Origin of the sequence: Luteolibacter sp. LG18 (assembly GCF_036322585.1) — a bacterium.
Classification (GTDB): Bacteria; Verrucomicrobiota; Verrucomicrobiia; order Verrucomicrobiales; family Akkermansiaceae; genus Luteolibacter.
The window spans coordinates 5,531,822-5,558,463 of the sequence record NZ_AP024600.1 but is presented as its reverse complement, the minus strand read 5'-3'; the positions used below and the strand labels follow the sequence as shown (position 1 = coordinate 5,558,463).

The window sequence follows — 26,642 nt, the reverse complement described above, 5'->3', positions numbered from 1 at the left end:
CCCGTCGTTGGATTTCCAATTTGCGGCGAGCTGCGTTCGCGACCTTCGTCGCGACCGGCATGATGTCGCCGCTGCCTGCGCAGACGGTGGACACCGTTGTCTTCGGGAACTCGACCTCGGAAAGTGCCCACGGCCTTACCTTGGGTTGGGGGCCGGTGACGCCTTCCTCGTGGGTGGCCCAGGCCGGAGGCATCGATCCGTCCGATCCTTCCAGCGACGATCCCAGCGATGTGATCACCGGGGCGCTCGGGCAGACGGCCCGGCGGTTCCTGCCGCGCACGCCGTATGCGGACATCTATGGCGGAGAGGGATCGCTCAGCATGGCTGTTGATCCGGTGAAACAGAATTACCTCACGGTGAAGATCTGGGGATCGGATCCGAATCCGCAGCATTATTTCATCCTGAATGTGGAGGACTACGAGGTGGGCCTGCGGCATAGCGGAGGTTCGGCGGCGCCGGACCAGTTCATTGCGGATGGCGTGAGCTGGGCGGCCAACCAGTTCCTTTACCGCACGGTCCCGCTTCCGCTGCACCTCACGCAGGGGAAGACCAGCGTGGCGCTGAAGCTGCGCTCGACCGGCTGGCTGAATGATTACGACGCGGGCGCGTATTTCAGCAAATACCAGAAGCTGATGAACTCGCCCTCGATCGGGTTGTACCGGCTCTACTCACACGTCGGGTCGCAGCTCGATGTGTCCGGCGAGGCGCAGACGCCGGCACCGGCGTTCGTGGCGCGCACCGGGGACAGCGAGGCGACCACGCTGGCCACCGTGAAGGCAGGGGTGAACAGCACGCTTTCCGGCTACATGGGCACCGCCGCCAGCGGCCTCATTCCGAACAAAATCCTCTACATGGCCCAGTGCTATGATGCGAAGGAGAACCTCGGTGAAAGCTGGATCACTTACCCCAGCGGGAAGACGGCCACCGACCTGCTCAACCTCATCGTCGATGCCATCGATTATCAAGTGGCGAAGCAGAGCATCACCGGCAGCCAGGTGGCTGCGTTCGGAAACGATAGCTGGGGAGGGGGATTCGCGCCGCTGGGGGCGACGGCGAAGCTGCTGTGGCCGCAGTTGAGCGCGGGCGCGATCATGTCCACGCAGGTGGCCTACAGCGGCACCTACGGGACCATCACCCGCACGAGCGGTTGGTCGAAGGCGCTCCGGGCCAGCGTGGACTACGGTCGCTACAACCGCCGGGGCGAGTCCCGCACCGCGAACCAGGAGATCGATGTGGCGAGGAACATCTACCTCGCGAACAGCGGGCTGCTGGTGGTGGATCCGGTCAACGCGCTCTATCTCACCGAGTCCACCCGTTACATGCGGGAGGCCGCCGGTGTTGAGACCTACAAGGGGAGCGACCAGACCGGCTCCGGACCCACGCCCGTGCGCGGCACGGACCAGAATTGGTACATCACCACCAGCCGCGGCACGACGAAGGATGGTGGAGGATTCGTGGCCAGCGATTACGGCGAGATGGGGGGCAATCTCTTCAATGTCGCCTTTTCCGCCGGTGATGCGGCCCTCATGGCAAAGGCTCTCCAAGTCTATCGCGCCCGTTGCGTGTTCCGCTATCCGAACTACGATGGCAGCGGCGCGCTGATGATGTATGGCGCGGAGCCCATCGGCGATCGCAACAACGACATGCCCGGCCACTGGGCCTATTTGGAGCGTGGCGATGGCGGGCTCGGCGTGGTTTCGAAAGGCCCGTCGTTCACCATTGGCGCGACGAACTTCGATATCTCCGACCTGCTCGGCTACTACCAGACCTCCGTGGCGGATGGCCAGCAGCTCCAGATGCTGGCGTCCTCCTACGGGCCGTATTCGGCCCGGAACTACACGCTGGTGAAGGCGATGGCCGCCACGAACATCCCCCTGCCGATGCATCCCGGTGCGCCGGATTTCGCGTGGGCGGACGAGCAGAACATGGTGGTGGCGGCGAAGCATGGCGAGGAACGTTTCTTCGCGAACCTCTACTGGCGGTCGCCGGACCACATCAATGGCTTCGCGAAGGTTTTCCACCTCGCCGGAAACACGCCGCGCCTCGCCGAGGTGCAGATGGAGGACGTGCGTTACAAGCCGAGCGGCACTTTCCGCACGCTGGGGCCCGCGGTGGAGGGAAACTCCACGCGCACGCCTCCGGACAATCCGACGAACGCCTACAATGGCATCGTTTGTCCGATCCCGATGCGCTCGGATCTGACAAGCATTTCCGGGGGAAATCCGGACGCGGGCCGCGGCACCGGCTACACGTTGCGCTACGGCCACTGGCTGGTGGGGATCAACGGCCACTACAGCGCCACGTATGACATGATCCTGCCGTCGAATTTCACCTCGGCCACGGACCTCATCTCGAACACCACGAAGACGGGAACGGTCACGCTCCAGCCGCAAACGTCCGTGGTGTTCTATCTGCCGGACGATGTCGATGTCTCCGCGCGTCCGGCGCGTCCGGTCACGCTCACCGCGGCCTCCTCGGTGAACAAGGTGGTCCTCCAGTGGTCGCCCGCAGCGGGAGCCACGTCGTACAAGATCAAGCGCTCCACCACTCCCGGCGGCAGCTACACGCTGGTGACCACGGTGGGGGCGGTGGGCAACTACGTGGACACTCCACCGGCCAGTGCCTCGCCCTATTACTACGTCGTCTGTGGTGTCAGTGCCGGTGGTGATGGCGGGGATTCGATTGAAGCGTCCGCCACGCTCAAGACGGCGGGTTTGCTGAACCGCGCGAGCGGCGGCACTGCCTCCGCCAGTGCCAGCGCCTCCGGCTATGCCGCCTCGCAGGCCTTCGATGCCAGCACCACCACCAAGTGGAACAACGGCGTCTCCGGAGTCAGCGGATGGCTTCAGTATGATTTCGGATTCGCGATGACGTGGGCGGTGACCCGCTATGACATCACCAGCGCGGACACCACCCTCCGCGATCCCGCCACGTGGCAGTTCCAGGGTTCCAACGATGGCACCACATGGACCACGCTCGACAGCCGCAGCGGTGAAACCTTCGCCACCCGCGCGTTGACCAAGAGCTACACCTTCACCAATACCACCGGCTACCGCTACCATCGGCTCAATGTCACGGCCGTGAACGGCGGCATCGGCTACGAGATGCAGGTCGCGGAGTTGGGGCTCTACGCCAGCGGGGAGGGCACCGTGCCCATTCCGGCGGTGCCCACCGGACTCGCTGCCACTTCGGGCAGCCGGGTGTTCCTCTCATGGAACGTTTCCGGCGGCGCAACGTCCTACCGGGTGAACCGTGCCACCTCGTCCGGTGGCAGCTACACCCAGATCGGCACCTGTGACCGTCCCTATTTCCAAGACTCCACGGCACCTGCGTCCGGGACCTACTATTACACCGTGAATGCGGTGAGCACGGGTGGAGCCAGCGCCGCCACCTCCTACGTGAGCGCGGTCTATGGCACCCCGGTGCCATCGGTGCCCACCGGCCTCACCGTTGCCAGCGGACCGGACTCCGGGCAGATGAGCCTGGCGTGGAATGCGTCCACGGGCGTGCCGGTTTATTCGATCTATCGCTCGGCATCGGGCGGTGCCTACGTGTTGGCGGGGACCACCACGGACACCGGCTACATCGACCAGGGACTCACGCTCGGTGTCACCTACACCTACTACGTCACGGCTGGAAACAGCGGCGGCACCAGCGTGGGTTCGTCGACGGCCAGCGCGGTCCAATCCACCTACACGTGGACTGGCACCACTTCGGCCAATTGGAACACGGCCACGAATTGGAGCGGGAACCTCGTGCCTGCCTCTGGAGCCCAACTTTCCTTCGGCACCGCCACCAATGTCAGCCTGAGCAACAACATCACGGGCCTGTCGGTCTCCGCCATCGCCTTCAAGACCGGGGCCAGTGCTTTCACCCTGGCAGGGAACTCGCTCTCGCTCGGTGGCTCGATCGTGGACAATGCCGTCAATACCCAGACCATCAGCCTGCCGCTCGTGCTCACCGGGCCGGGCACGGTGGTGGCGAATGTGGGCACTCTGGTGCTCAGCGGCGTCATCGGCGACGGCAGCGGTGTTTATGGGGTCACCAAAACCGGCCCCGGCATCCTCGCCCTCACCGGCGCGAATACCTTCGATGGCGGCCTCACCGTCAGCGGCGGCGTGGTGCAGCTCGGCACGTCCACCAGCTCCAGCGCGTCAGGCTCGGTGACCTCACTGGGAGCGGCGGGCAGCACCGTCACCCTCAATGCCTCCACGCTGCGCTTCCAGATGGGCAGCAACTCGAACAACACGCTGGGGAACAATTTCGTCTTCAACGACGGCTCGCTGGTGTTGCCCAGCGACGGGAAGATCACGCTCGGCACCAGCGCCCGCACCATTGCGATCAATGGCGACGTGACGCTCCAGAGCAAGTGGTCCGGGAAGTGGATGCAGCTCGCGGGCGTGGTCACCGGATCCGGGACCATCGTGCTGAACAACGCCAACAGCAACCAGGTTTCGGCCATCGACTTCACCAATGGCTCGAACACCTACAACGGCACCATCGTGCTGGATGACACGGTTTCCGGAAAAGCCGCGCTCTCGATCGGCCACAACACCGCGCTGCAGTACGCGGCGGTGGACATCCAGAACGTGAACGCGGTGAATGCATCGGTCTGGTTCGACACCACCGCGCCGGTGATCGGCAGCCTGTCCGGGGTGGAAGGGGCGGTGGTGATGCTCAATACCGATGGCGGGGTCCATGGTGCGGGGCCGGTCGCCACGAACAGCTCGGTGACGCTGACGGTCGGCGGCGACGGGTCGGACACCGTTTACGATGGCGTCCTCAGCGGCACCGGTGGATTGGTCAAGGCGGGTGCGGGAACCTTCACCCTCGGTGGCGACAACACCTTCACCGGCTCCACCACCGTGGGTGCAGGCACGCTTTCCATCCTCGGCACGCACGCCGGAGGCATCGCGGTGAACTCCACCGCCATTCTCACCGGGGACGGTTCGACCGCGGGAACCACCACCGTGAACAGCGGTGGCCACCTTGCTCCGGGGAATGCCGGGGCGGGCGCGTTCACGACCGCGGGCCTGGCCTTGAATGGCGGTGCGATCCTTGATTTCGAGATCGGAAACGCGGCCACCTTCGACCGGATCGCCATCGGCGGCACCGGCTACACCGGGCCGTCCAGCGGAACCGTCTCGGTGAAGCCCTCCGCCATCGCGGGCTTTGGACCCGGCACTTACAATTTGATCACCGGAGCCTCCGGCATCAGCGCCGCGTCTTTCACCCTCGGCAGCGCCGCGCCGTCCGGTTACACCTACGCGCTCTCCGCGGCCTCGGGCACGCTGACGTTGACCGTCACCGGTCCGCCTTCGATCCCGGATGGACTCACGGCTTACGCCCGCAGCACCTCCGTGTCGTTGGTGTGGAATGCCGCCACCGGTGCCACCAGCTACAAGATCTACCGGAAGACCACCGGCAGCTATGCCCAGGTCGGCACCTCGTCCACTCTCTCCTACACCGATGGATCGCTGACGAATGGCACCACTTATTACTATGTGGTCAGCGGCGTGAACTCCTATGGTGAAAGTGCGCAATCCACCGCGGTCGCGGCGATGCCCGCCAGCAACACCTGGATCGCCGCGCCGACATCGCTGAACTGGAGTCTCGCGGCGAACTGGGGCGGCTACGCGCCGGTGAACAATGCCGCACTCACCTTTGGCAGCTCATCCGCCACGAACCTGACCAACGACCTCTCCGGGCTCACGCTGGGTGGCGTCACCTTCAATAGTGGCGCGAGCGCTTTCACGATCTCCGGAAACGCCATCACCCTCACCGGTGACATCGCGAACAACTCCACCACCGCGCAGGTCCTGAATCTGGACATGACGCTGGTGGGCACGCGCACGATGACCGCCAACACCGGCGCGATCACGCTGGGCGGATCGCTTGGCGACGCGGGAATGAATGCTTCGATCATCAAGGCGGGAACCGGCACGCTCACGCTTTCGAACACCAATACCTATACCGGTGGCACCACGGTCAACGCGGGAACCCTCGTCGTCACCGGTAGCGCGCCAATGGGAAGTGGAACGGTCACGCTCAATGGCGGCACGCTCCAACTCGGTGGAGCCACGGTTTACAACACGATCGTCGTTCCCACCGGGGTCACCGCGAACCTCGTGAAATCCTCCGCCAGCACCCTGGCCGGGAATCTCACCGGCGGTGGCACGGTCATCGAGAGCGGCAACGTCAACTCGCTGGTGCTGTCCGGGGACAACACCGGATTCACCGGCACGTTCAATTCCCAGAACAGCGGCGGCACCAACCGGCTGAAGCTCGCCACCTTGAACTCCGGGAGCGCCTCCGCGGCGTGGATCTTCAACAACACGGTTTCGGCCGGAACCGCCACCTCGTTTGGAAACGGCACGATCTCGTTCGGGTCGCTGGCGGGGGCGGGCGGCATCCGCAACGATGTCGGCAGCTCCACGGCCACGCTCCGCATCGGCGACCTTGGCACCGATTCGAATTTCTCCGGGAGCATCAGCAGCTCTCCGGGCAATGTCGCGCTGACGAAGGTCGGAGCGGGCTCGCTGACCATCTCCGGCGGCATCGGTCTCACCGGCACCACCAGCATCAATGCCGGGATTTACAACGTGACCGGCACCTCGGGAGGATCGGGCGCGGTGAACATCGCCAGCGGGGCCACCCTGGCGGGCACCGGCAGCGTGGCGGGCACTGTCACCGCCGCCGCGGGCAGCCTCGTTTCCCCGGGCAATCACAACACCGCCGCTGCCACCTCGGCGGGCACCCTCACGCTTACCGGGGCCTACAAGCCCGCCGCGGGCAGCATTCTCGCCATCGAGGTGGGGGCCACGGCGGATTGTCTGACGATCGATGCGACGGGAAGCTACACCGCTCCCGCCAGCGGCACGGTCCTGGTGAACGTCAGCCCAATTGCGGGCTTCGCGAGCGGCACCTATCCGATCCTCACCAATGCCGCCGGCCTCGTCGCGGGCACCTTCGTGCTCAATTCGCTGCCGGACACCCACATCGCCTCGCTCTCGGTCAGCGGCACCACGCTGTATCTCACCATCCGCACGCCCGTCGCCACCACCTGGACCGGCACGACCTCGGGGAGTCTATCCTTGGCGGCGAACTGGGGAGGCACCGCGCCGCTCGAGCAGGATCTGTTCTCCTTCGGCACTTCCGCGAATACCGCGTTGTCCAACGATCTCACTGGGTTCACCACCCGTGGGCTGACGTTCAACAGCGGCGCGAGCGCCTACACGCTGACCGGAAACGCGCTCAAGCTCTACGGGGACATCACCAACAACTCGACCGCGACCCAGACCCTGGGCTTGCCGCTGGTGCTGTTGAAGAACACGACCGTTACCAGCAACACCGGCGCGATCGCCATCAGCGGCGTGATCAGTGAATCGGGCGGCAGCCGCGCCATCACCAAGGCGGGGACGGGACTCCTCACCCTGAGCGGCGCGAACACCTTCAGCGGAGGCGTCACCCTGTCCGCGGGCACCCTGGCGGTGTCCGGCACCGGGACCTCCACCGCGGGCGCGCTCGGCACCGGCACGCTCACGCTGGCCGGGGGGAATCTCCAGCACGGTTCGGGCTGCGTGCTCTACAACAACATCGTGGCCCAGGCGGGAACGACCACCACGATCTACGAGGTTTCCACCGGCAACAACCTCGACCTCTATGGTTCGATCACCGGCTCCGGCAACCTCGCCACCAGCGCCGCGGTGAACTACGGCGGCACCCGTCTCTATGGCGACAACAGCAACTTCACCGGCACCTTTACCTTCAACGCGGGGAATGCCGCGCGGAACAAGTTCGGCAGCGCCTCCGCGGGCAGCACGCAGGCGAAGTGGGTGCTCAATGGCACCACCGACTCGCCTTCGTTTCTCTTCGGAACGGGCACCATCCAATTCGGCGAGCTCAGCGGCAGCGCGGGCAACGTGCGCCAGAGCGGCGGCGGCACCACCACTGTCAGCGCGGGCGCGCTCAATACCAACAGCACATGGGCCGGGACCTTCAGCAACACCGGCAGCATCGCGCTCACCAAGGTCGGCACCGGCGTGCTCACCGTCAGCGGCACCAACACCCACACCGGCGGCACCACCGTCAACGCGGGCACCCTGAACCTGACCGGCAGCCTCACCGGGGCCGGGGCGGTCACGGTGAATGCGGGCGGCACGCTCGCGGGGACCGGCACGATCACCGGTGCGGTCACCGTCGCGAGCGGCGGCACCATCGCCCCGGGCAACGCGGGCGCGGGAACGCTGACGTGCAACGGAGCAGCCACGCTTAATGGCGGAGCCGTGCTCGCGGTCGAGGCGGGCACCGTCACGGACAAGCTTGTCATCGCAGGCGCCTACACGGGCCCCGCCAGCGGCACGGTGACCGTGAACGTCACCGCCGGGGCGGGCTTCACCAGCGGCAGCTACACCCTCGCCACGGCCACCGGCATCAGTGCCGCCGGATTTGCCATCGGCACCCAGCCGTCCGGCTATGCCTGCTCCTTGAGCGCTGCCTCCGGTGTGCTCACCCTCAATGTCGCCGCCGCCGCTCCGCCGCCCTCCGCGATCCAGACCTGGAGGACGGCCTATCTGGGGAGCGCCACCGCCTCCGATACGGCGGACGCCGACAACGATGGTCGCTCGAATCTGCTCGAGTATGCGACGGGTACCCGTCCCGATGTCACCACCTCCGGTGCGGCCGCCGTCCTCGGAAAAACCACGGATGGCACCCGCTTCACCCTGACCTTTACCCGCATCGCGGACAGCACCCTGACCTACCGGGTGCTCGCCGCGGATTCGATTGCCGACACGTGGACCACCATTTGGTCCAGCACCGGGGCGCAGAATACCGCCGGGGTCGTGACGGTGACGGATGTCCAGACCATCGGCACGAGTCCGAGGCGCTTCCTTCGCCTTCAGGTTTCCTATTGATGGGATCCGGGAGGCGGCTGGCCCTGCGACAAAGAGGTCGCAGGGTCCACGTTGGTAAATACATGGGCAGTACTGCCAATAGGCAGGATGGGGGAGTGGGTGGATGATTCAATCGCGACGGGCGGCTTCTTTTCCGTGGTGGGAAAGGAAGCGGTCCGCTCGTGAAAACGCGCTCCTCTGAACGGTGACGCGCGGGATCGCAAGAAAACTCCAGTCGATGAAAACCCACGTCTCCATTCACCACGGGCAGGGCCGAAAGCAGGGCTTCGCTCTCGTGTGTGTCCTGCTCCTGATGATGTTGCTCGCCATGCTGGGGCTGGGATTGCTGTCGCTTTCGTCGATCTCGTTGCGGGGCTCCCAAGCGGGGGTGGCACGGGAGGAGGCACGGGCCAATGCGCGCCTGGGATTGATGCTGGCGATCGCGGAACTTCAGAAACACGCCGGAGCGGACCAGCGCGTCACCGCGCGGGCTGACATCATGGAGCCCGCCGGGAACAGCGCCGCGTTGAAGCAGCCATGGCTGACGGGAGTGTGGAGGACGGAGGATAACCCGCTTTCGGACAAGCTGGGGCGGGACCTGCACCTGAGGCGTCCGCAGAAGTTTCCGGCGTATCTGGTGTCGGGAAACGAGCGCTTTGACCTTTCGTCCGCCGGGGGGCAGGCAAATGGCTATCCGACGGGTTACCTCACGCCCGATCAATCGTTGCCTGCCGGGGGAGCCGACCGTCCGGGAGACGTCGTGGTGGGACATTGTTCCCGGGCGGGGAGCGAGCAGGTGGTGCGCGCTCCGCTGATGGCCGTGAAGACCGCGAACTCGACGCAGGGGGGCTATGCCTATTGGGTGGAGGATGAGGGAGTGAAAGCCCGGCTCGACCTGCGTCATCCCTATGACGAGCCGAGCGACAAGGTGGGGGCTTTGGCTGGCGGCGCGCTGGGACATCGCAACCGGGTGGACTGGGTCACGAAGGGGGCGGGTTCCAGTAACCCACCGGGAGCAACTTTGGCATCCCTTCCCAAGGGCGGAGACGATCCGGTCTATGGCAAACTGGCGTCGATGGAGACGGTCGCCCTCGCTGGCAACGATCCCATGGCGTGCCGGGAGGATCTCAAGCGTTTGCGGTCGGATCTGACAACCAGTTCCCGCTCGCTGTTGGTGGACATGCAGCGTGGAGGCTTCCGCCGCGACCTGACGGCGGCTTTTCGTCAGGGCGACCTGCAGGGCATGATCGACAAGAAGGTGTTCGATTCCGAGCTCATCTTCCCGCAGCAGGGGACGCCCGCGGATGGGGAGACCGGCAGGCCGTTGACCTGGCGTCCCGGCGGTGTGCCGTGGTCGGTGCTCCAGGACTATGTGAACTATGGCAAGCGGATCTCGTCCGGTTCCCAGGTGATGGATGTCCGGGATTGGCTGGGCAAGGTGCCGACGCTGGGCGCGAACCAGAGCCCGAACATCACCGGCCGTGAACTGGGTGCGGTGTCCCAGTTCTACCCGGTGCTGAACCGCGCGCAGATGTTCTTCGACGTTTCCTACCAGGAGGTGGGAGCGGGGACCTATGACGTGATGTTCCACCTCTTTCCGATGATCGTGCTGTGGAATCCCTATGATCAGCCGATGCGCGTGCCCCCGTTCCGGGTGAACCTGATGGCGAACAAGAACGCTTCCACCGGCTGGTATGAACTGACCTTCGGGTACCAGTTGAAGGGCACCTATTCCTTCGTGGGTTCGCCGGGATCCTCCACGGTGACATTCAGGCCGCTCTGCTTCTTCAGTTCGAAACCGATCGAGATCCCGGCCGGGAAGTCCATCATCCTGACCACGCCGAAGAAGCACATCCCCTTCAACACCTCCAATGCCGGACAGGAGCTTGTGCCGGAATGGCAGGACGGGTTCGGCCTATACACCAAGGCAGCCACGGTGGCCTTCGCTCCCGCGTCCCCTCCCTCGATTCAAGTCACCCGGACGGATTCGGATGGCGACAGTGCGACCAACAACAACTATGGGAGCGAGACACGCCTTCTATCCAATGAACTGGGGATCCACGTGGCGGGGCTTGCCTGGGACATCGATGACGCCGCCGATGCGGCCGGTGCCTTCATCCCGCAGATCCGTCCTGCCGCCGCCCCGTTGATGGGGCCGAGCACGCCGCGGTGGGGCGCGGTCATGGCGCGGAAGCTGATCGAGAACCAATTGCAGCCGCTGGCCTCCCCGACCGAGGCGAACGGTTATCCGGCGAAAGGCCTGGCGGGTTACAATCTCCGGGCTCACCACTATTCCTACGTCGGCGATGCTGCCAGCACGCCCCCGCAGTTCGTCACCGGAACGCTCCGCGCGGGCACGGATGTCTCGTCCTACTTGAAGCCGCAGCTCACGAATCCTTCCGCAGCCGGCCCCCACTACACCTTCGTGGGCGGTTCCGATCTTGGGGGCGCGGACCGTTGCGTGCTGTTCCATGTGCCGCGGGATTCGGAGCCGGTTCTTTCGCTTGCGCAGTTCAGCCATGCGGCCTTGGTGCGTCCCTTCGACTACAACGCCGAGGCCCACCGTGGCAGCAGCGGCGGCGAGGATCTGGAGCCGACCTATCCCATCGGCAACTCGGTGCGTCCGCCGCACCATCCGGCCGACCAACTGCGGGCCTATACCGTCGCGAAATGGGACTGGTCCGTGAACTACCATGGCGTGCCGAAGGAAGTCGGTTACATCTACCGGGCGGATACCTCGTTTCTCTACAACAACGCGCTGTGGGACACCTACTACCTGAGCGGCTACGAGCAGGACAAGGGACGGTTCCTGAACGCCCGACTGAAGTGGGGGCATGAGGATCGCGAGTCCAAGGCGGCGATGAACGACCCGCTGGCCGCCCTTTCCAAGGTGTATCTGGATGGAGGTTTCAATGTGAACTCGACTTCGAAGGCGGCGTGGAAGGCGTTGTTGGCCTCGACGGTGGGCATCCGGAATACGGCGGACGGCAAGGCGGCGGACCTGCCCGGCTACAACCGGATTCCGCAGGCGGACACCGCATTCCGCTCGATCGATGGTGGCATGACAGCGACCAGCGCGGATCCCTATTTGCAGGATGCCCGCATGCTGGACGAGCGCTCGCTCGATCTGCTGGCGGAGCACCTGGTGGAACAGGTGAAATTGCGCGGACCGTTTCCCACGCTCGCGGCGTTCGTGAACCGTAGCATCGATCCGGCATCGCACGGCCGCAGCGGGCTCACGGCGGACCAGGTTTGCAACCAAGGGGCGCTGCAGGCGGCGCTGGATGGAAAGAAATCGGACGGCAGCGAGGATGTGAACCAGTCGATCTCCCGCTCCGATTGGGTGAAGCCGGGAGACTTGAGCCCCTCGGTCAAACTCTACGGATCAAGCGAGACCGGGCACGTGTATCCGGAGGCTGCGGCCGGTGCCCGCGGATTCGGCGCGCCGCTCTACCTGATGCCATCGGACATCCTCGCGAAGATCGGCCCGTTCCTGACGGTGCGCTCGGACACGTTCCGGATCCAAACCTACGGTGAAGCCCGCGATTCGGCCGGCAAGCTGCTGGCGAGCGCCCGTTGCGAGGCGATCGTGCAACGCGAGCCGCAGTGGGTCGGTGGTGGACTGGAACCGACCGCGAAACCGGCGGCGGGCTCCATGGAGGAGCGCTTCGGGCGAACCTTCCGCGTGGTGTCCTTCCGCTGGATGACCTCCGATGAAATCTGAAAATCCAATGAAACCCATTTCAACCATCCTCCGCTCCTTTCTCGCCTCGGGCCTGCTTGCCAGTGGGAGCGCGGTGCCGGCCAAGGCCCAGGCCACGACCGACAACGAGACCGTGCAGGCCGAGGTCCGGCTGTATCTCTGGAACACGGTGGGCAGCGCCCTGTGGACGGAAAAAGCGAAGGCTCCGGCCGCGAAGGAGGATGGCACCGCGCAGAGGGAGTACTTCGTGCCAAAGGGCAAGGAATACGAGGCAGTGAAATGCGTGCCCCAGTCCTACTCCGAGCCGATCCACTACCAAGGACCACGGAAGTTCCAACTCTTCCGCAAGGGGAGCGGAACTCCAGACGAGGCGGCCTTCGTACCGGTGGCGGAGACTTTGCTGCCCACCGGCGGCGGGCGCTACGTGCTGTTCATGGACGGCGGGGTGAAGGCCCCACGGCTCCTGGTGTTTCCCTACGATGCCGGAAGCGTGGCGAAAGGGCAGATGCTCTTGTTCAATGCGGCGAACCGCGGGCTGGGGGTCCGGGTGGGAATCGAGAAAAAGGTGCTCACGCCGAACAGTCTCGCGGTGTTCTCGGTGGCGGCCTTCACGGACTACCAGATGCCGATCGAGATCTTCGACCGGGAGAAGGAGGAATGGGTTTCCCGTGTGAGCACACGGCGCGCGATCCGTTTCGATGAAAGGAACCTGGGGCTGCTTTACCAGCGTCCGAATGACGGGGAGTTGGCGTTCACGCTGCTGCCGACGATCGCGTGGGAGACAAAGTGAGTGCAGCGCGAAGCCCGGCTTCGCGCTGCGAACTTCCGGTCCTTTCGCCCGATTACTTTCGCGTCACCTCCTGGGCCGGCGCGGAATTCCGCTGCCACACTCGCACCCAGTCGACATCCATGCTGTTGGGGAGCTGGGTGCGGTCGAGGCGCGGGGCTTCCCAGGCCGCGGAGAACAGGCTGAGAATGAGATATTGCGGCACTTGGGAGACTCCTTGGGAAACGCGTTGGGTTTCGTTGCCGTCGATCCGGAAGACGTATTCGGTCGGCGTCCATTCCACGGAGAAGACGTGGAAGTTGTCGCTCAGGATTTCGCCCGCCGGCAAGAGGGGGTAGGGATGGGTGCCGCCGGCGTGGTTCGCTTTGATGTCGAGCGTGCCGTCTTTCACGCCGGGCCAATAGAGGTTGGAGGCGATGCCGCCATCCTTGCGGCCATGGCCGAACCATTCGACGATGTCGATCTCGGCGCCGCTGCGCGCGGGATTGTCCGGGATCTTCTCGCCCTTGGACGGCTGCATCCAGAGGGAGCCATGCTGTCCTTGTTGCCGCGGGAAGCGGATGCGCCCGGCGATGATGCCGTGGAGGGTTTCGAACTTCTTGTGCGTGCTCACCATTCCATTGAGGAGCTGGCCATCCTTTTCGCGGACCCACACGCGCATCAGCCCGTTCTCCACGGTGATGCAGTCTTTGGTCATGATGGCGCCGTCGCGCGGGCCGAGGTAACGGTAGTCCCACTTGGTGGGGTCGAACGCGGCACCCTCGAATTCATCCCGCCACACGAGTTGCCATTGGTCCGCGGCGGCGGGCTGGATGCCCGGGGGCACGGCGGTTTCATCCGCCCGGGTGTTTTGTCCGGGGGAAGATGCCTGCTTGGCCTTGGCCGGGGAGTCGCATCCGGTGGTGGCGAGCAGCGCGGGGAGAGCCAGGGCGAGGCCCCACTTTGGGAAGGAAGGGGAGTTGGACATGGGATGAAGGGTTCACGCGGATCCGGCGGAAGGCGGATTGGCGTGCATGTGACCATCATCCTGGAAAACCGGGCTGCGGGTAGCGGGCAAAACTGCCCATGGGGACCTCAGGCCCCGAGATACTTCGTGACCGCGTGGGTGCGCGAGTGAACGTGGAGTTTTCGGTAGATGCTCTCGATGTGGCGTTGGACCGTGGAGTAGCTGATGCCGAGTTCCGCGGCGACTTCCTTGTAGGCGAAGCCTTTCACGAGCAGTTCGAGCACCTGGATTTCACGGGGCGACAGGGCCTCGGTCTCCGCGGTCTTGGGGCGTACCTTGTTGAAGGACTGGACGACACGGCGGGCGATCGATGCGGTCATCGGAGCCCCGCCGCAAGACACGTCGCGCACGGCATTGACCAGTTCACCGGCGGTGGGGGGCTTCAGGAGGTAGCCGCTGGCGCCGGCGGCCAGTGCATCGAAGATGATTTCGGCGTCCTGGCGCACCGTCAGCATGATGATCTGCGGCGGCTTCGGGCGGGCGGTGAGCTGCCGAACGCAGTCGATCCCGGTCATGCCGGGAAGGTTCACGTCCATCAGCACGACTTGGGGGGCGAGCTTCGGCAGATGGGTCAGGGCCTCTTCGGCACTGGCGAAGGCGCCCACGCATTCAAGATCGTCTTCCTCTTCCAGGATGGCGGTGAGGCTCCAGCGGATACGGGAGTCATCTTCCACGACTGCGACGGTGATGGGCGGGCGTGGGGTGGTGGCCGCCTTGTCTCCCACGAAGGCGGGTTTCGGGTGATCGGGTGTGCTCATGATTCAGTCAAGTATCGCGATGTGGGAGGGTTCGTGCAATTCGGCAATTCTACCCATCTTTCCAATTCGGGGAAGCGGCGGTTTCCCATGGGCAGTATTGCCAATGGTGGGGCACTGGAGCCGGAAGGTAGGTTGGCTCCGTTCATTTGTTATTGCCTAAGTGTATCCGCGGGTGGTTTCCGCCTGTCCTTACCAGAGGGCGGGCCATCCAGAAAGGGGAGGCTTCGAGCCTCCCCTTTCCATGTGCCGCCATCCCGGGAGGCACTGGCAGTTTTACCCACTACCGGGGATGGGAAAGGAGGATACAGTGGACGGAAAGGGAATCCCCCTGTGGTTCCCACAACCCAGCCCCTCCATGTCCCTCGATCTTTTCCCTGAAACCGTCCGCCCGAAGCACCGCCCGCCGTCCGTCTGGCGAAAGCTCGGGGGAGGCTCGCTGTCCGTGTCGATCATCGTCCACGCCATCTTGCTCGCGGTGGGAGTGGTGTGGGTGTTCCAGATCATTCCGGCGAAGAAAGCGGAGATCGACTTCATGCCGAAGGGCGGTGGAGGGGGCTCTTCGGGGGTGAAGGAGGTGAGCCAGAAAAAAAAGCGCGCCACGATGACCACGGCGAACGCGCCACGTCTCTCCGCCAAGGGATCGTCCTCGTCGTTCACCCTGCCGGAAGTCGATCCCGCCGCGTCGATGTCCTCGGTGGGCTCCCTGAGCTCGGGTGCTTTGTCCGGCGGGCTGGGTGGCAGCGGCGCCGGTGGCGGCCGCGGGGATGGCAATGGCCGCGGTTTCGGCGGCGGCATGGGGCCGGGCCTCGGTGGTGGTGCCGCGGGAGGGATGAGCCCCTTCGGCCTCGTCGATCCCAATGCCGGCGCGATGGTCGGCACCTTCTATGACATGAAGCAGACGGACAAGCGGCAGTCCACCGATGTGACTCCCGGTGACATGGTGAAGATCGTCCGCGAATTCGTGAACGATGGCTGGCGGGACAGCACCCTGAGGAAATACTATCAGGCTCCGCAGAAGCTTTATCAGACCCGTGTCTACATTCCAAGGATGTCCGCGGATGCGGCACCGGCCGCCTTCAAGTGCGAGAAGGAGGTTCAGCCGAGCCGCTGGATGGTGCTCTACCGGGGCAGCGTGATTCCGCCCAAGACGGCGCGTTACCGTTTCGTGGGAGCCGCCGATGACATCATGGTGGTCCGGTTCAACCGCAAGGCGGTGCTCGATCACGGCTGGACTTCCGGAACCGCGCCGATGTCGTTCTCCGACAAGAACACCCGGGCGGTGCTGCGTGGCGAAGCGGAGAACCAGGATCTCAAGAAGGCGATCCGCCGGGACTATCCGATGAAGCTTCCGGTGACGTTTTATCAATACGACACGCTCGGCGGATGGAACGATGCCATCGGCGGGCTGGCGGTAGGGACCGAGTTCGAGGCGAACGCCGGATCGGAATACGAACTGGAGATCCTCATCAGCGAGGTGCCGGGCGGATCGTTCGGGGCTCTGCTTTACATCGAGGAGATCGGCGCGACTTATCAGAAGGCGTCGACCGGCGCGCCGATCCTGCCGTTGTTCCGTCTCGATTCCGGTCTGCCCGAGGTGAAGGCGAAGGAGATGGCCGCGCCCTTCGATCCCTCCGGGCCGGTGTGGAAGCTCGGCCGTAAATCGACCGGACCCGGGATCTGACGGGATCTCATGTAAGTTCGCGAAACCCTCGGACGTCATATCGGCTCCATGCGTCACCTGCCCGCCATCGCCCTGTTCGCCGTCATGCCCGCCGCCAAGGCGTCCACCGAGGCCGAGGTGCCGAAGCCGATCCTGGATCAGGGATACAAGCTGGTGTTTCGCGACGAATTCAATGGTGCCAAAGGTGCTCCTCCCGATCCCAAGGTTTGGTCACCCATGATGGGCGGGAAATGGCGGGACCTGTGGAACATGGAGGACGCCTGCCGACAGGATGGTGAGGGCCATCTTCAGATCGTGGTGCGGAAGAACGGAGACCGCTATGAGACCGGCTACATCGGCACGGCGGGGAAATTCGAAGCCACGCACGGCTATTTCGAATGCCGGTGCCAGTTGCAGAAGGAAAACGGGTTTTGGAGCGCCTTCTGGCTCGCTTCGCCGACTTTCGGGAAGCCGGTTGAGGATCCGGCCAAGTCCGGTGTGGAAATCGATGTGATGGAGCACTTAGCCTACAATGGGGATGTGATGCACCACACCGCGCACTGGGGCGGCTACAAGGAATTCCACAAGTCGGTCGGAATCGAGGCGAAGGTGCCGGGGATGACGAAGGGGTTTCACACCTTTGCCGTCAAATGGGACGAGAAGGGGTATGCGTTCTACATCGATGGCGCGGAGACGGGCCGCTGGCCGGAGAGCGTCCCCATTTCCAAGGCTCCGGAATATCTTATCCTCTCCTGCGAAAGTGAGAAATGGGCTGGGGATATCGCCAAGGCCGCGCTACCGGATGCATTCATCGTGGATTATGTTCGGGTGTGGCAGACACCCGCCCAGTCTGAGGCGGACCGGGACCGCAAGAACGACAGGAAGGAGTAGCCCTCGTCCAGTGGAACGGAAGCGAAGCGGGCGGCGGACCAGTTCGCATCATGCAAACCGGAGCCGCCGCCCGCGTGGATTCGATCGAGCGTTTACGGAGTGACCGTGACGTTGTCGAACGTCGAGGCGTTCAGCCCGGTCGTGTTGCCGCTGCCCACGGCCAGGCCGATGTAGCAGTTGCTCGCCATCGTCACCGTCTGGCTGCCCACCGTCGTCCAACTCGTCCCATTCGTGCTGCTGTAGGCCGTGATGACATTGCCCACGCGGGTCAGGCGCACCCACACGTTCGGAGCCGTCGCCGTGCCGCTGTTCGCGGTGGTCGTGCTGCCGCCCGCCGTGGTGCGGTAGGTCCAGGTGAAGGCACCCGAGCCATCCGTACCGAGGAACACGTGCGCCGAATTCGCCGACAGCGTGTCACGAATCATCACCCCGATCCGCGAGCTGGAGCCGGTGTTGGCGAAGCTCGGGATACGCACCGTGATGTCGCCATCCGCGGTCAGCGCCTGGTAGGTGTAGCGCAGTCCGTCCGCGGTGCCTCCCACCACGCCCGCGCCGTTCAAGGTATGGACGTTGTTGAAGAACTCCGAGCGGCCCGCCACACCGGTGGTGCCGACGTCCGCCGTGACCCACGGCGAGGGATACGGCGTCACCGTCACGTTGTCGAAGGTCGCCGTGCTGGCCGTGGTGGTGGAGGTGGAGTCCACCGCCAGACCCACGCGGATCGTGCTGCCCATCGTCACCGTTTCCTGGCCGACCTGCGTCCACGTCGTGCCGTTGGACGACACGTAGGTGGTGAACAGGGAACCGCAGCGCGTCACGCGCACCCAGTTGTTCGGGTAGGCGTTGAGCGCCGGTCCGGCGATGTGGCTGCTGCTTGCACCCGTGGTCGCTCGATACTGGTTGGCGAAGCCGTTGGACGGCGTCACCACCATCATCGCGTGGGCGGAACCCGCGGCGGTGGTGTCACGCATCATGACACCGGCCTTCGCCCAGCCACCGGTATTCGACTGCGAGGTCACCCGGGCGCGGATCTCACCGTCACCCGTCATCGAGGTGGAAGCATATTGGAACGCATCGGCCGTGCCCCAGATGTCCGCGCCTGCTCCACTGATCGTGTAGAGGCCGGTGCCCGAGGTGTAGCCGCTGGAACCCACGACACCGGTGCTGCCGATGTCCCCGGCGGTCCAGCCGGAGGGCAACGCGCCGTAGACCGTGACACTCAGCGAGGCGGTGGCGCTCTGGCCATCCGGATCGGTGACGCTCACCGAGTAGCTGCCGGTGCCCGCGTCGCCCGCCGCCGGTGTGCCGGACAGCGTGCCATTCGAGGCGACCGTGAGCCACGACGGGCCGGAGACCTTGGCGAAGGTCAGCACGTCGGTGTCGGCGTCGGTCGCCTTGCCCACCAGGGTGCCAGCGTAGGTGGAACCCACGGTCGCATTGGTGAGGGTATACGAACCGGCGGTGAAGGCCGGGGCGCGGTTGGCGATCAGGCCGTCATGGATGCCATTGAGTTCACTGGCGCTCAGCGCGCGGGTGTAGAGGCGGACCTCGTCGAGTAGGCCCTTGAAGCGCTTGTTGTTGTCACGCTGGTCCCAGCCGATCGACATGGTGAGCGTGGACACCAGGCTCTTGGCCGTGCCGGAGGCGGTGGCCAGCGGGTTGCCATCCACATAGACGGTGCCGGTGGTGCCGCTGCGGGTGGCGGCGACGTAGTGCCACTGGTTGTCGTTCACCAGGCCGTAGGTCGTCGGGGTGGTGATGTCGAACTGGTAGCCGCCGTTGTAGATGTAGAACTCGACGGTGCCGTTGGACAGCACCTGGAGTCCATACTCCCCGTTGTAGCCGGAGCCGGTCGCATCGCGCTGCTGGATGATCACGCCCGTGCCGGAGCCCGGAGCGATCTTCACCCAGGCACCGACCGTGAAGTCACCGGTGCCGGACAGCGACGGGGCGTTGCCGAGCGTGATGCCGTCATCGGTGCCGTCGAGGTTCAGGGCATTGCCCACGATGCCGGCGGTGGATGCCGGGCTGCCGGCGAGGGTGCCATCCTGCACGCGGCCGGTGGCGTCATCGGCATTGGTGCCGGAGGTTTCGTCAAGTTTCCACCAGCCGCGGAGGTTGGTGTAGATCGAACCCGGAACCGAAGCGTTGTCGAACGGCGCTGTGCCAACGGTGAACTCCAAGCCGGTCGGCGAGCCATCGCCATCCGGATCGGCGGCGAGGTCGGGGATGATCACGTTGATCGTCAGCGTGGTCTCGGCATAGGCCCCCGTTCCATCGGTGGCGCGCACCGTGAAGACGTTGGCGCTGCCGCCATCGGCGAGCCCAGGGGTGCCGGAAAGCGTGCCGGTGGAAGCGACAACCAGCCAGGATGGACCGGAAACCTTCGAGTAAGTAAGCGCGTCACCCGCGTCCACGTCACTGGCGGAGCTGCCGATGGTGTTGCCGGTGTAGGGCATGCCCGAGGTCGCGTCCGGTGCCGTGAGGGCGGAGGCGAAGGTCGGGGCATCGTTCACGTTGACCACGGTGATGTTCAGCGTCGCGTTGACGTTCGCACCCGCGGCGTCGGTCACCTTCACGGTGAAGCTATTCGCTCCCACGTCGGAATTTCCGGGCGTGCCGGAGAGCGCTCCATTCGAGGCAACGGACAACCAGGCCGGACCGCTCACCTTCGAGAAGGTGAGGCTGTCGCCCGCATCCACATCGGTGCCATAGCTGGCGATCGATCCGGAATACGCGCTGTCCTCGGTGGCATTGCCGCCGGTGATCGGGTTTGCCGTGAAGACCGGAGCATCGTTCACGTTCGCCACCGCGATGTTCAGCGTCGCATTGACGTTCGCACCCGCGGCATCGGTCACCTTCACGGTGAAGGCGTTCGCACCCACGTCGCCATTGAGCGGCGTGCCGGAGAGCGCGCCATTCGAAGCCACGGTGAGCCACGACGGACCGGACACCTTCGAGAAGGTGAGCGTGTCGCCCGCGTCGATGTCGGAGCCGTAGCTGGCGATCGATCCGGAATACGCGCTGTCCTCGGTGGCATTGCCGCCGGTGATCGGGTTCGCGGTGAAGGTCGGCGCGTCGTTCATCGGCGTGACCGTGACCGAAACGGTCGCCATCGCCGTGCCATCGCTGGAATCGGTGACGGTGTAGGTGAAGCTGTCGGTACCGTTGTAGTTCGCGGCCGGAGTGTAGGTCACGTTGCTTCCGGAGATCGTCACGCTGCCGTGTGCCCCCTGGGTCACGGAGAGGAGCGTGAGGGTGTCGTTATCCGGATCACTATCGTTCGCCATCACCGCGAACGTGCCTGCGGTGTCTTCCGTGGTGGTGAAATTGTCATTCACCGCCAGCGGCAGCGAGCCCACGGTGATGGTGCCATCGATGGCGAGCCTTCCGGTGTGCCAGCTCAAGCCGCCGGGCAGCGCTGGCAACGTGAAGCCGCTGAAGATTCCCGTGTAAGCGGAGGAACTGAACAACTGGAACGTGTCCCCCATGGCCAGCGCATCCGTTCCGACGTCGGTGACGGTGAGCGTGCCACCATAGGTGAGCGTGGTCACGCCCTTCACCTGGGTGTTGGAATGCATGGCGCCGGTTCGGCCCAGGGTCATCACGGTGTTACCCGCGAGGCCGACAGTGTTGTTCACGGTCATGGCGCCGGACGGAGCAAGCGTGCCGCCGGCCTGCACGGTGACCGCGCCGCCGATGGTGCCGCCGCCGCCAAGCGTGCCGGTATTGCCCACCGTGACCGCTCCGTTGGAAAGCGAGCCATTCACCGCCAGCAAGCCGCCGCCGATCAAGGTCGGTCCGGTGTAGGCGCTCGCAGAGGTGAGGAACAGGGTGCCCGCGCCCGCCTTGGTGAAGCCGCCGTTGCCGGTGAGCGGCTGGTTGAGGGTGGCGGTGAAGCCGTTGGTGTTGATCACTCCGCCACCGGTGCCGAGGGTGAACTGCACGCCGGTTGACAGCGCCGACACGTCGGCCGCGAGTTTGAGCGTGCCGCCATTCTGCAAAGTCGTTCGTCCGACTCCGGTGGCCTGCGCATTGGGTTGTTCAAAGCCGGCGGTGGTGGCGAATGTGCCATCGATCGTCAGGTATGCGGACCCTCCGGCGGCGTTCAATTTCACCGTGGAAGTTCCGTAATATGAGAATATGGAGCCACTTTTCACATAGCAACTGGCTGAATAGCCGCCCTGTGCCGCCACGCTCATGGTGCCGCTTTGATCCCAAGTGCCGCCGGTGTTCAAATTGAGCACCGCCGGACGACCGACTAGCAGGCTGCCAGCGTTCTCCACCGTGCCGGCAGCATTCAGGGTTTGGCTTGAGGTGCCGGTGGCACTGGTGTTGCCGATGCGGATTTGCTTGCCCGCATTGACATTGATCTGGCTTCCCGCGGCGAAGGTGACGGTGGTGGTGGCGCTGGAACCTGATCCGATAAGCCAACCGCCGGTCGTCGCGGTCTGGTTGCCATTGACCGTGACCAGTCCGGAGCCGTCCGCGATGGTCGTGACGCCGGTATAGGTGTTCGCTCCCGATAGGGTTAGCGCTCCGGCACCGGTTTTCGTGAAGCCTTGGAAGCCCGTGAGCACCGTGCCGATGCCGGTGGTGCCGCTGGTGATCTGAATGGTCGGATTCCCGGTCGTCGTCAAAAGTGTGAGCGAGGAGCCATTCAGCGTCCAATTGTGGCTGGGTGTGGTGTCTCCGAACTTCAATTGGCCGATGGTATGTGGCGAATCGAGCGTGACGATCGCGTTGGTGGTGAGGTTCAGCGTGCTGAAGTCCGCGATCCGGTTCGCTCCATCGGCGAGGGTGGCCGAGTTCCAGTTGGTGACCGTGTTCCAAGTGCCACCTGCTGCGTTCAGCCAGGTGCCATCTCCGGTATTGACGTTTACCATGAGGGTGAGCGTGGCGTCCGCGCTGGCCCCTGCGGAGTCCATGACCCGGAGGGTGAAGGGCAGCCCGCTGTCATTGGGAGTCGTGGGTGTGCCCGAGAGCGCGCCGTTCGCCGCCACGTTCAGCCAAGCCGGGCCCGCGACCTTGCTGAACGAGAGCGTGTCGCCCGGGTCCGCGTCGCTCGCGTCGGTTGTGACGCTGGCGGAATAGGGGGTTCCCGCCGTGGCATCCACCTTCGTGAGGACCGGATTCGTCCACAAAGGAGCATCGTTCACATTGGTGACGTTGAGATTCAAGGTGGCTTGGACGGAAGCACCGGCGCCATCGGTTGCTTTCACGACGAACGTGTTCGCACCGACATCGCCGTTGGAAGGAGGGCCGCCGAGCGCGCCGTTCGCCGCCACCTGCAACCAAGCCGGGCCGCTGACTTTCGAGTAGGTGAGCCAGTCACCGGCGTCCGCGTCCGTGGCGGAACCTGCCAAGGTGCCCGTGTAGGCCGTATCCTCGATGGCTGCGGGCTTGGTGATCGGGTTGGCGGTGAAGACCGGGGCGGCATTTGTCTGACCCACGGTGATGGTCAGCGTGGCGCTAGCCTGTGCGCCGTAGCTGTCCGTCACCCGGACGGTGAAAGTGTTGCTTCCCAGGTTGGCGCTGGAGGGCGTTCCTCCCAACGTGCCATCCGCCGCTACCGTGAGCCAGGCGGGACCGGAGACTTTCGCGTAGGTCAAGGTTTCGGAGGCTCCGGAATCCGTGGCCGCGAGCTGGCCTGTGGCGGGGGTGTTTACGACCGCCCGTGCCTGGACGGGATCCGAGTTGAAGACCGGTGCCGTGTTCACCGCGGAAACGGCAACCGGTGCCGAGTCCACGGACGATGCCGCCGAGATCACCGCGCGGGCGCTCAGGTTGTGGCTGCCGAGCGTGGTCGTCGTCCATGTCACGGAATAGGGCGCGGTGGCGTCCTCCCCGATCAAGATGGTGCCATCGAAAAACTGCACTTTCGCGATGGTGTGGCCATGGGTGGTCACATCCGCGCCGATCGTTTGGCTGACGGGTGCGTTCACCGTGGCATTGTTCGCGGGCACGGTCACCACCACCTGCGGCATGACCCGGCGTAGGACGAGGCTCTGAGGGGTGTCCCGGTAGGAGATCGACACCGCCGTGCCTCCGGCATTCGGCGTCACGGTGACACTGTAGGTGTCCTGCTGCGAATCGAGCGTCCATTCGCCGGTGAGCGCGAGTTGGAAAGCCGCCGTGTTTTCCGTCTCCGAGGAGCTGACGCTGAGACGCAGCAGATCTCCATCGGTGCGCCAGATGTAAGCGCCGGCACGATTCACCGTGGCGAGTCCGCCCATCTGCACAGCTTCATTCGGATCGAACACCGCGATGGCATGGGTGCCGGTGGAGCGGTCTCGGTAGCGGTGCATTTTGGCGCTTTGGGTCACGGTGACCGGAGCGGTGGCCGGATTGGCCATGGCAGCGGCGTAGGTGTCCAGATCTCCCGCCTGGGGCTTCACCAGCACCGTGTATTCCAGCGCCTGGTTGGTCGCGGTCGCGCCGTGGTCGAACCACACCCGCGAGTAGTTCGCCGTGGTGGGCGTGAACTCGTTCATGCGGGCGAGGAAATCCGAGGCGTAGGTAAAGGTTGGCGCGGTGCCGGTGCCGGTCCACTGGCTGGCGAGGGCGTAGGTCCAGTCCTGGTTGCCACGGCGGGCCTGGATCTGCGGGGTGGCGGGGTCCGCGTGCACGTAGTAGGCATTGCCCCGTGGGTCCACGATCTTGTGGTTGCCACCGGCGGCCAGCGTCCAGGTGCCATCGGCCGTGTTGGAGGTGCCGTCGAGCACCAGCGGCTCGGAGGCCGGGGTATCGTGCGCGGTCTGGATCAGGCCGGTGTGAAGGCCGTTGCCGGTGATGTTGTTGGTCACCAGCACGATGCGGTTGCCCAGGAAGAAGGCACTCTTGCTGGCCGTGCCCGCGTTCATCCAGATGCCGCTGTCCCGCAGGTTCGCACCACCCATGAGATTGCTTTCACCGCCGAAATAGGCCCAGACTTGCCAATAGAGGAGATCGCCGGGCGCGTAGTCCGGGCAGGTCACGTTCGGATAGTAGCTGGGATTCCAGCCCTCGTAGCGGTAGCCGGAATCCACCTCGTTCGGTTTGCGACCGTTCTTGCCGGTGGTGATCAGTTCCAGCGACCCATGCAGCATCTTCTTGATGAAATGAGGCGGCAGCCCCATGGCGGAGCGGGACTCGGCACCGGTCCAATGGGAGGGCTGGCCGCGGAGCGAGGCAACCCAATTGCCTGGTCCGCGCTGGATGGAGGTACCGGTGGTGGTGCGGGAATAGTGTCCTTGCAGGGTGGCGGTGTAGAGCGGCGAGTTGGGCTCGGGATTGGAGGGCGGCGTGATCGTCCGCCATTGGGTGGGGAGCGTCGTGCTGCCCACGCCCGTTTTGGAAATCGCGGCATAAGCCATCTCCAGGTCATTGGCGATGGGGGTGCCGTAGTAGGCGCTGGTGAGATTGGCCGCCTTGAGGGCGAAGTCCGGGCCGTTGCCCGCTCCACCGTCCCCCAACGAGGTCCCGGACGGAAAATTTCCTTCCCTGATCTGGTGCAAAGGGTTCAGTCCACCGGTGGTGGTGAAGCACCACGCCAGCGAAGCCCGGCGCATGTTCGAGATGGCTTGGGCTGTATAGGAACTGGTGAAACCTGCCGTGGTCCAGTTGGTGTGCATGACCAACTGCCCGGCATAGGAATAGGATGTGTAGTTGCTGGCGTAGCCATTGTGGTGGATGACGGAGCCATCGCGTGGCACCAGAGGCGAAACCGGGTCATCCTCCCAGCCGATGGTGGAGACATCCATGCCGCGGCGCACCAGTCTCACGAGCTGCCATTTGGCAGGCGTGTCCGACATCAGCGCGAGGGCCTTGTTCGCGGTCGCGTAGTAGTTGTAATAGACATCCGTGGAGGACCACGAGTTCTCCGGCAGCAGGGTGGAAAACCCGCAGACGTGGGCGAGGCTCATCGCATAGAGGTCACGCTTGTCCGCGGAAAGCTTGTTCATCATCCGCAGCGTCTTCCAGCCATGGTCCCGCCAGAGGTAGCCGTTGCCCACGGGCAGATAGCCGGGCACCCGCCCTCCTGGCAGGTAGTTCAGATCCAGGAAGTGCTCGATCAGGTCGGAATACACCTGCTCGAGCTGCGGGGCCTGCGCGGTGGTGGCCTTGGCGTAGAGCTCGGTGAGCCGCTCCACCTTGAGCGTGAAGTCGGCGTAGAAGCTCGCGGGCTTGCCCACGTCGGGCTGTGCGACGGCACTTTCATCCCCATCCATCACGATGTCGCGGCCGGTGAGAGCCCCTGTGGAAGGATCGCGGCTCAAGGCGAAGTAGGCGGGCATCGCCGCCACTTCGTTCAGTTCCGCAGCGGTGAGCCCCGTGCCATTCGCCGTGGTCATCGCTGTCGGGTAATAGGCATCGAGCTGGTCGAGCGATGCGAGTTGCTGGGACGTCAGGCTCGATGGCAGTGCCTCCGCGTGCGGGTGCCAGGTTCGAAGGTCCCAGGTGTAGGCCGGGGTGGACCATGCCGCGAATGGCAGCAGGACCAGGATGGCCGCCGGGACGATGGCGGTGGGTTTCGGTTTTTTGGTCATGGGTTTTTCGGATGAGTGGGGATGGCGAGCGGGGAACGGACAATGGCTCTGGAAAACGAAATGCGCCGGTCTTGCCGCGGGGGGCAAAAGACCGGCGCATTCGTGTGTCTTCCGTGTCGGCCTCCCCCCGGAGCCTGGCAGCGGGATGCTGGTTCGTTTCAGATCATGGGTGGATGATCCGGGCTCCGGGGCGGGCAAAGGAGTCGGGCACGCCGCCGCTTGGGATCGGGTGGACATGCCAAGGAAAGGGGAAAGGAACGGTTCTGACCCATTGCGTCGGCCAGCGTGATTTCCGGGTAGATATTCTGCTAGTGGGCAATTCTCCCCATGCTTCGGGAAAGGGCTGGAAATGAAATGCGCCGGCTTTGTTCCCCTCATCGGGCAAAGCCAGCGCATCCATGCTTCTTCCAGATCG

The 26,642-nt window shown here is 64.7% G+C and carries 8 protein-coding genes; 5 read left to right on the top strand and 3 right to left on the bottom strand.

What is annotated here, in order from left to right; all coding sequences use genetic code 11:
• The first annotated feature begins 20 nt into the window (after positions 1-20).
• The 3 genes from llg_RS22155 (at position 21) to llg_RS22145 (ending at position 13,387) form a co-directional block, all read left to right on the top strand.
• Positions 21-8,915: an autotransporter-associated beta strand repeat-containing protein gene (locus llg_RS22155; RefSeq protein ID WP_338287257.1), complete on the top strand. Its 8,895-nt coding sequence runs from the start codon at positions 21-23 to the stop codon at positions 8,913-8,915.
• Positions 8,916-9,132: 217 nt separating this feature from the next.
• Positions 9,133-12,618, top strand: a complete 3,486-nt coding sequence (locus tag llg_RS22150; protein WP_338287256.1) for a hypothetical protein — start codon at positions 9,133-9,135, stop codon at positions 12,616-12,618.
• Between the two features lie 7 nt (positions 12,619-12,625).
• A complete protein-coding gene (locus llg_RS22145; RefSeq protein ID WP_338287255.1) occupies positions 12,626-13,387 on the top strand; it encodes a hypothetical protein in 762 nt (253 codons plus the stop codon).
• Between the two features lie 52 nt (positions 13,388-13,439).
• On the opposite strand, the gene llg_RS22140 is transcribed toward llg_RS22145, so the two are convergent.
• Both llg_RS22140 and llg_RS22135 read right to left on the bottom strand, forming a co-directional pair.
• Entirely contained in the window at positions 13,440-14,351 is a 912-nt protein-coding gene (locus llg_RS22140; RefSeq protein WP_338287254.1) for a glycoside hydrolase family 16 protein, read from the bottom strand.
• A gap of 107 nt (positions 14,352-14,458) precedes the next feature.
• On the bottom strand, positions 14,459-15,148 hold the full coding sequence (locus tag llg_RS22135; protein WP_338287253.1) for a response regulator transcription factor: 690 nt from the start codon (positions 15,146-15,148) through the stop codon (positions 14,459-14,461).
• A gap of 355 nt (positions 15,149-15,503) precedes the next feature.
• Between llg_RS22135 and llg_RS22130 the strand changes: the two genes are divergently transcribed.
• Complete coding sequence (locus tag llg_RS22130; protein ID WP_338287252.1) at positions 15,504-16,829, top strand: hypothetical protein; 1,326 nt, start codon at positions 15,504-15,506, stop codon at positions 16,827-16,829.
• A gap of 48 nt (positions 16,830-16,877) precedes the next feature.
• Positions 16,878-17,699, top strand: coding sequence for a glycoside hydrolase family 16 protein (locus llg_RS22125; protein ID WP_338287251.1), 822 nt, complete (start codon positions 16,878-16,880; stop codon positions 17,697-17,699).
• A gap of 92 nt (positions 17,700-17,791) precedes the next feature.
• On the opposite strand, the gene llg_RS22120 is transcribed toward llg_RS22125, so the two are convergent.
• Positions 17,792-26,227 carry a tandem-95 repeat protein gene (locus tag llg_RS22120; RefSeq protein WP_338287250.1) on the bottom strand — a complete coding sequence of 2,812 codons (8,436 nt, stop codon included), beginning with the start codon at positions 26,225-26,227 and terminating at the stop codon, positions 17,792-17,794.
• Between the last annotated feature and the right edge of the window lie 415 nt (positions 26,228-26,642).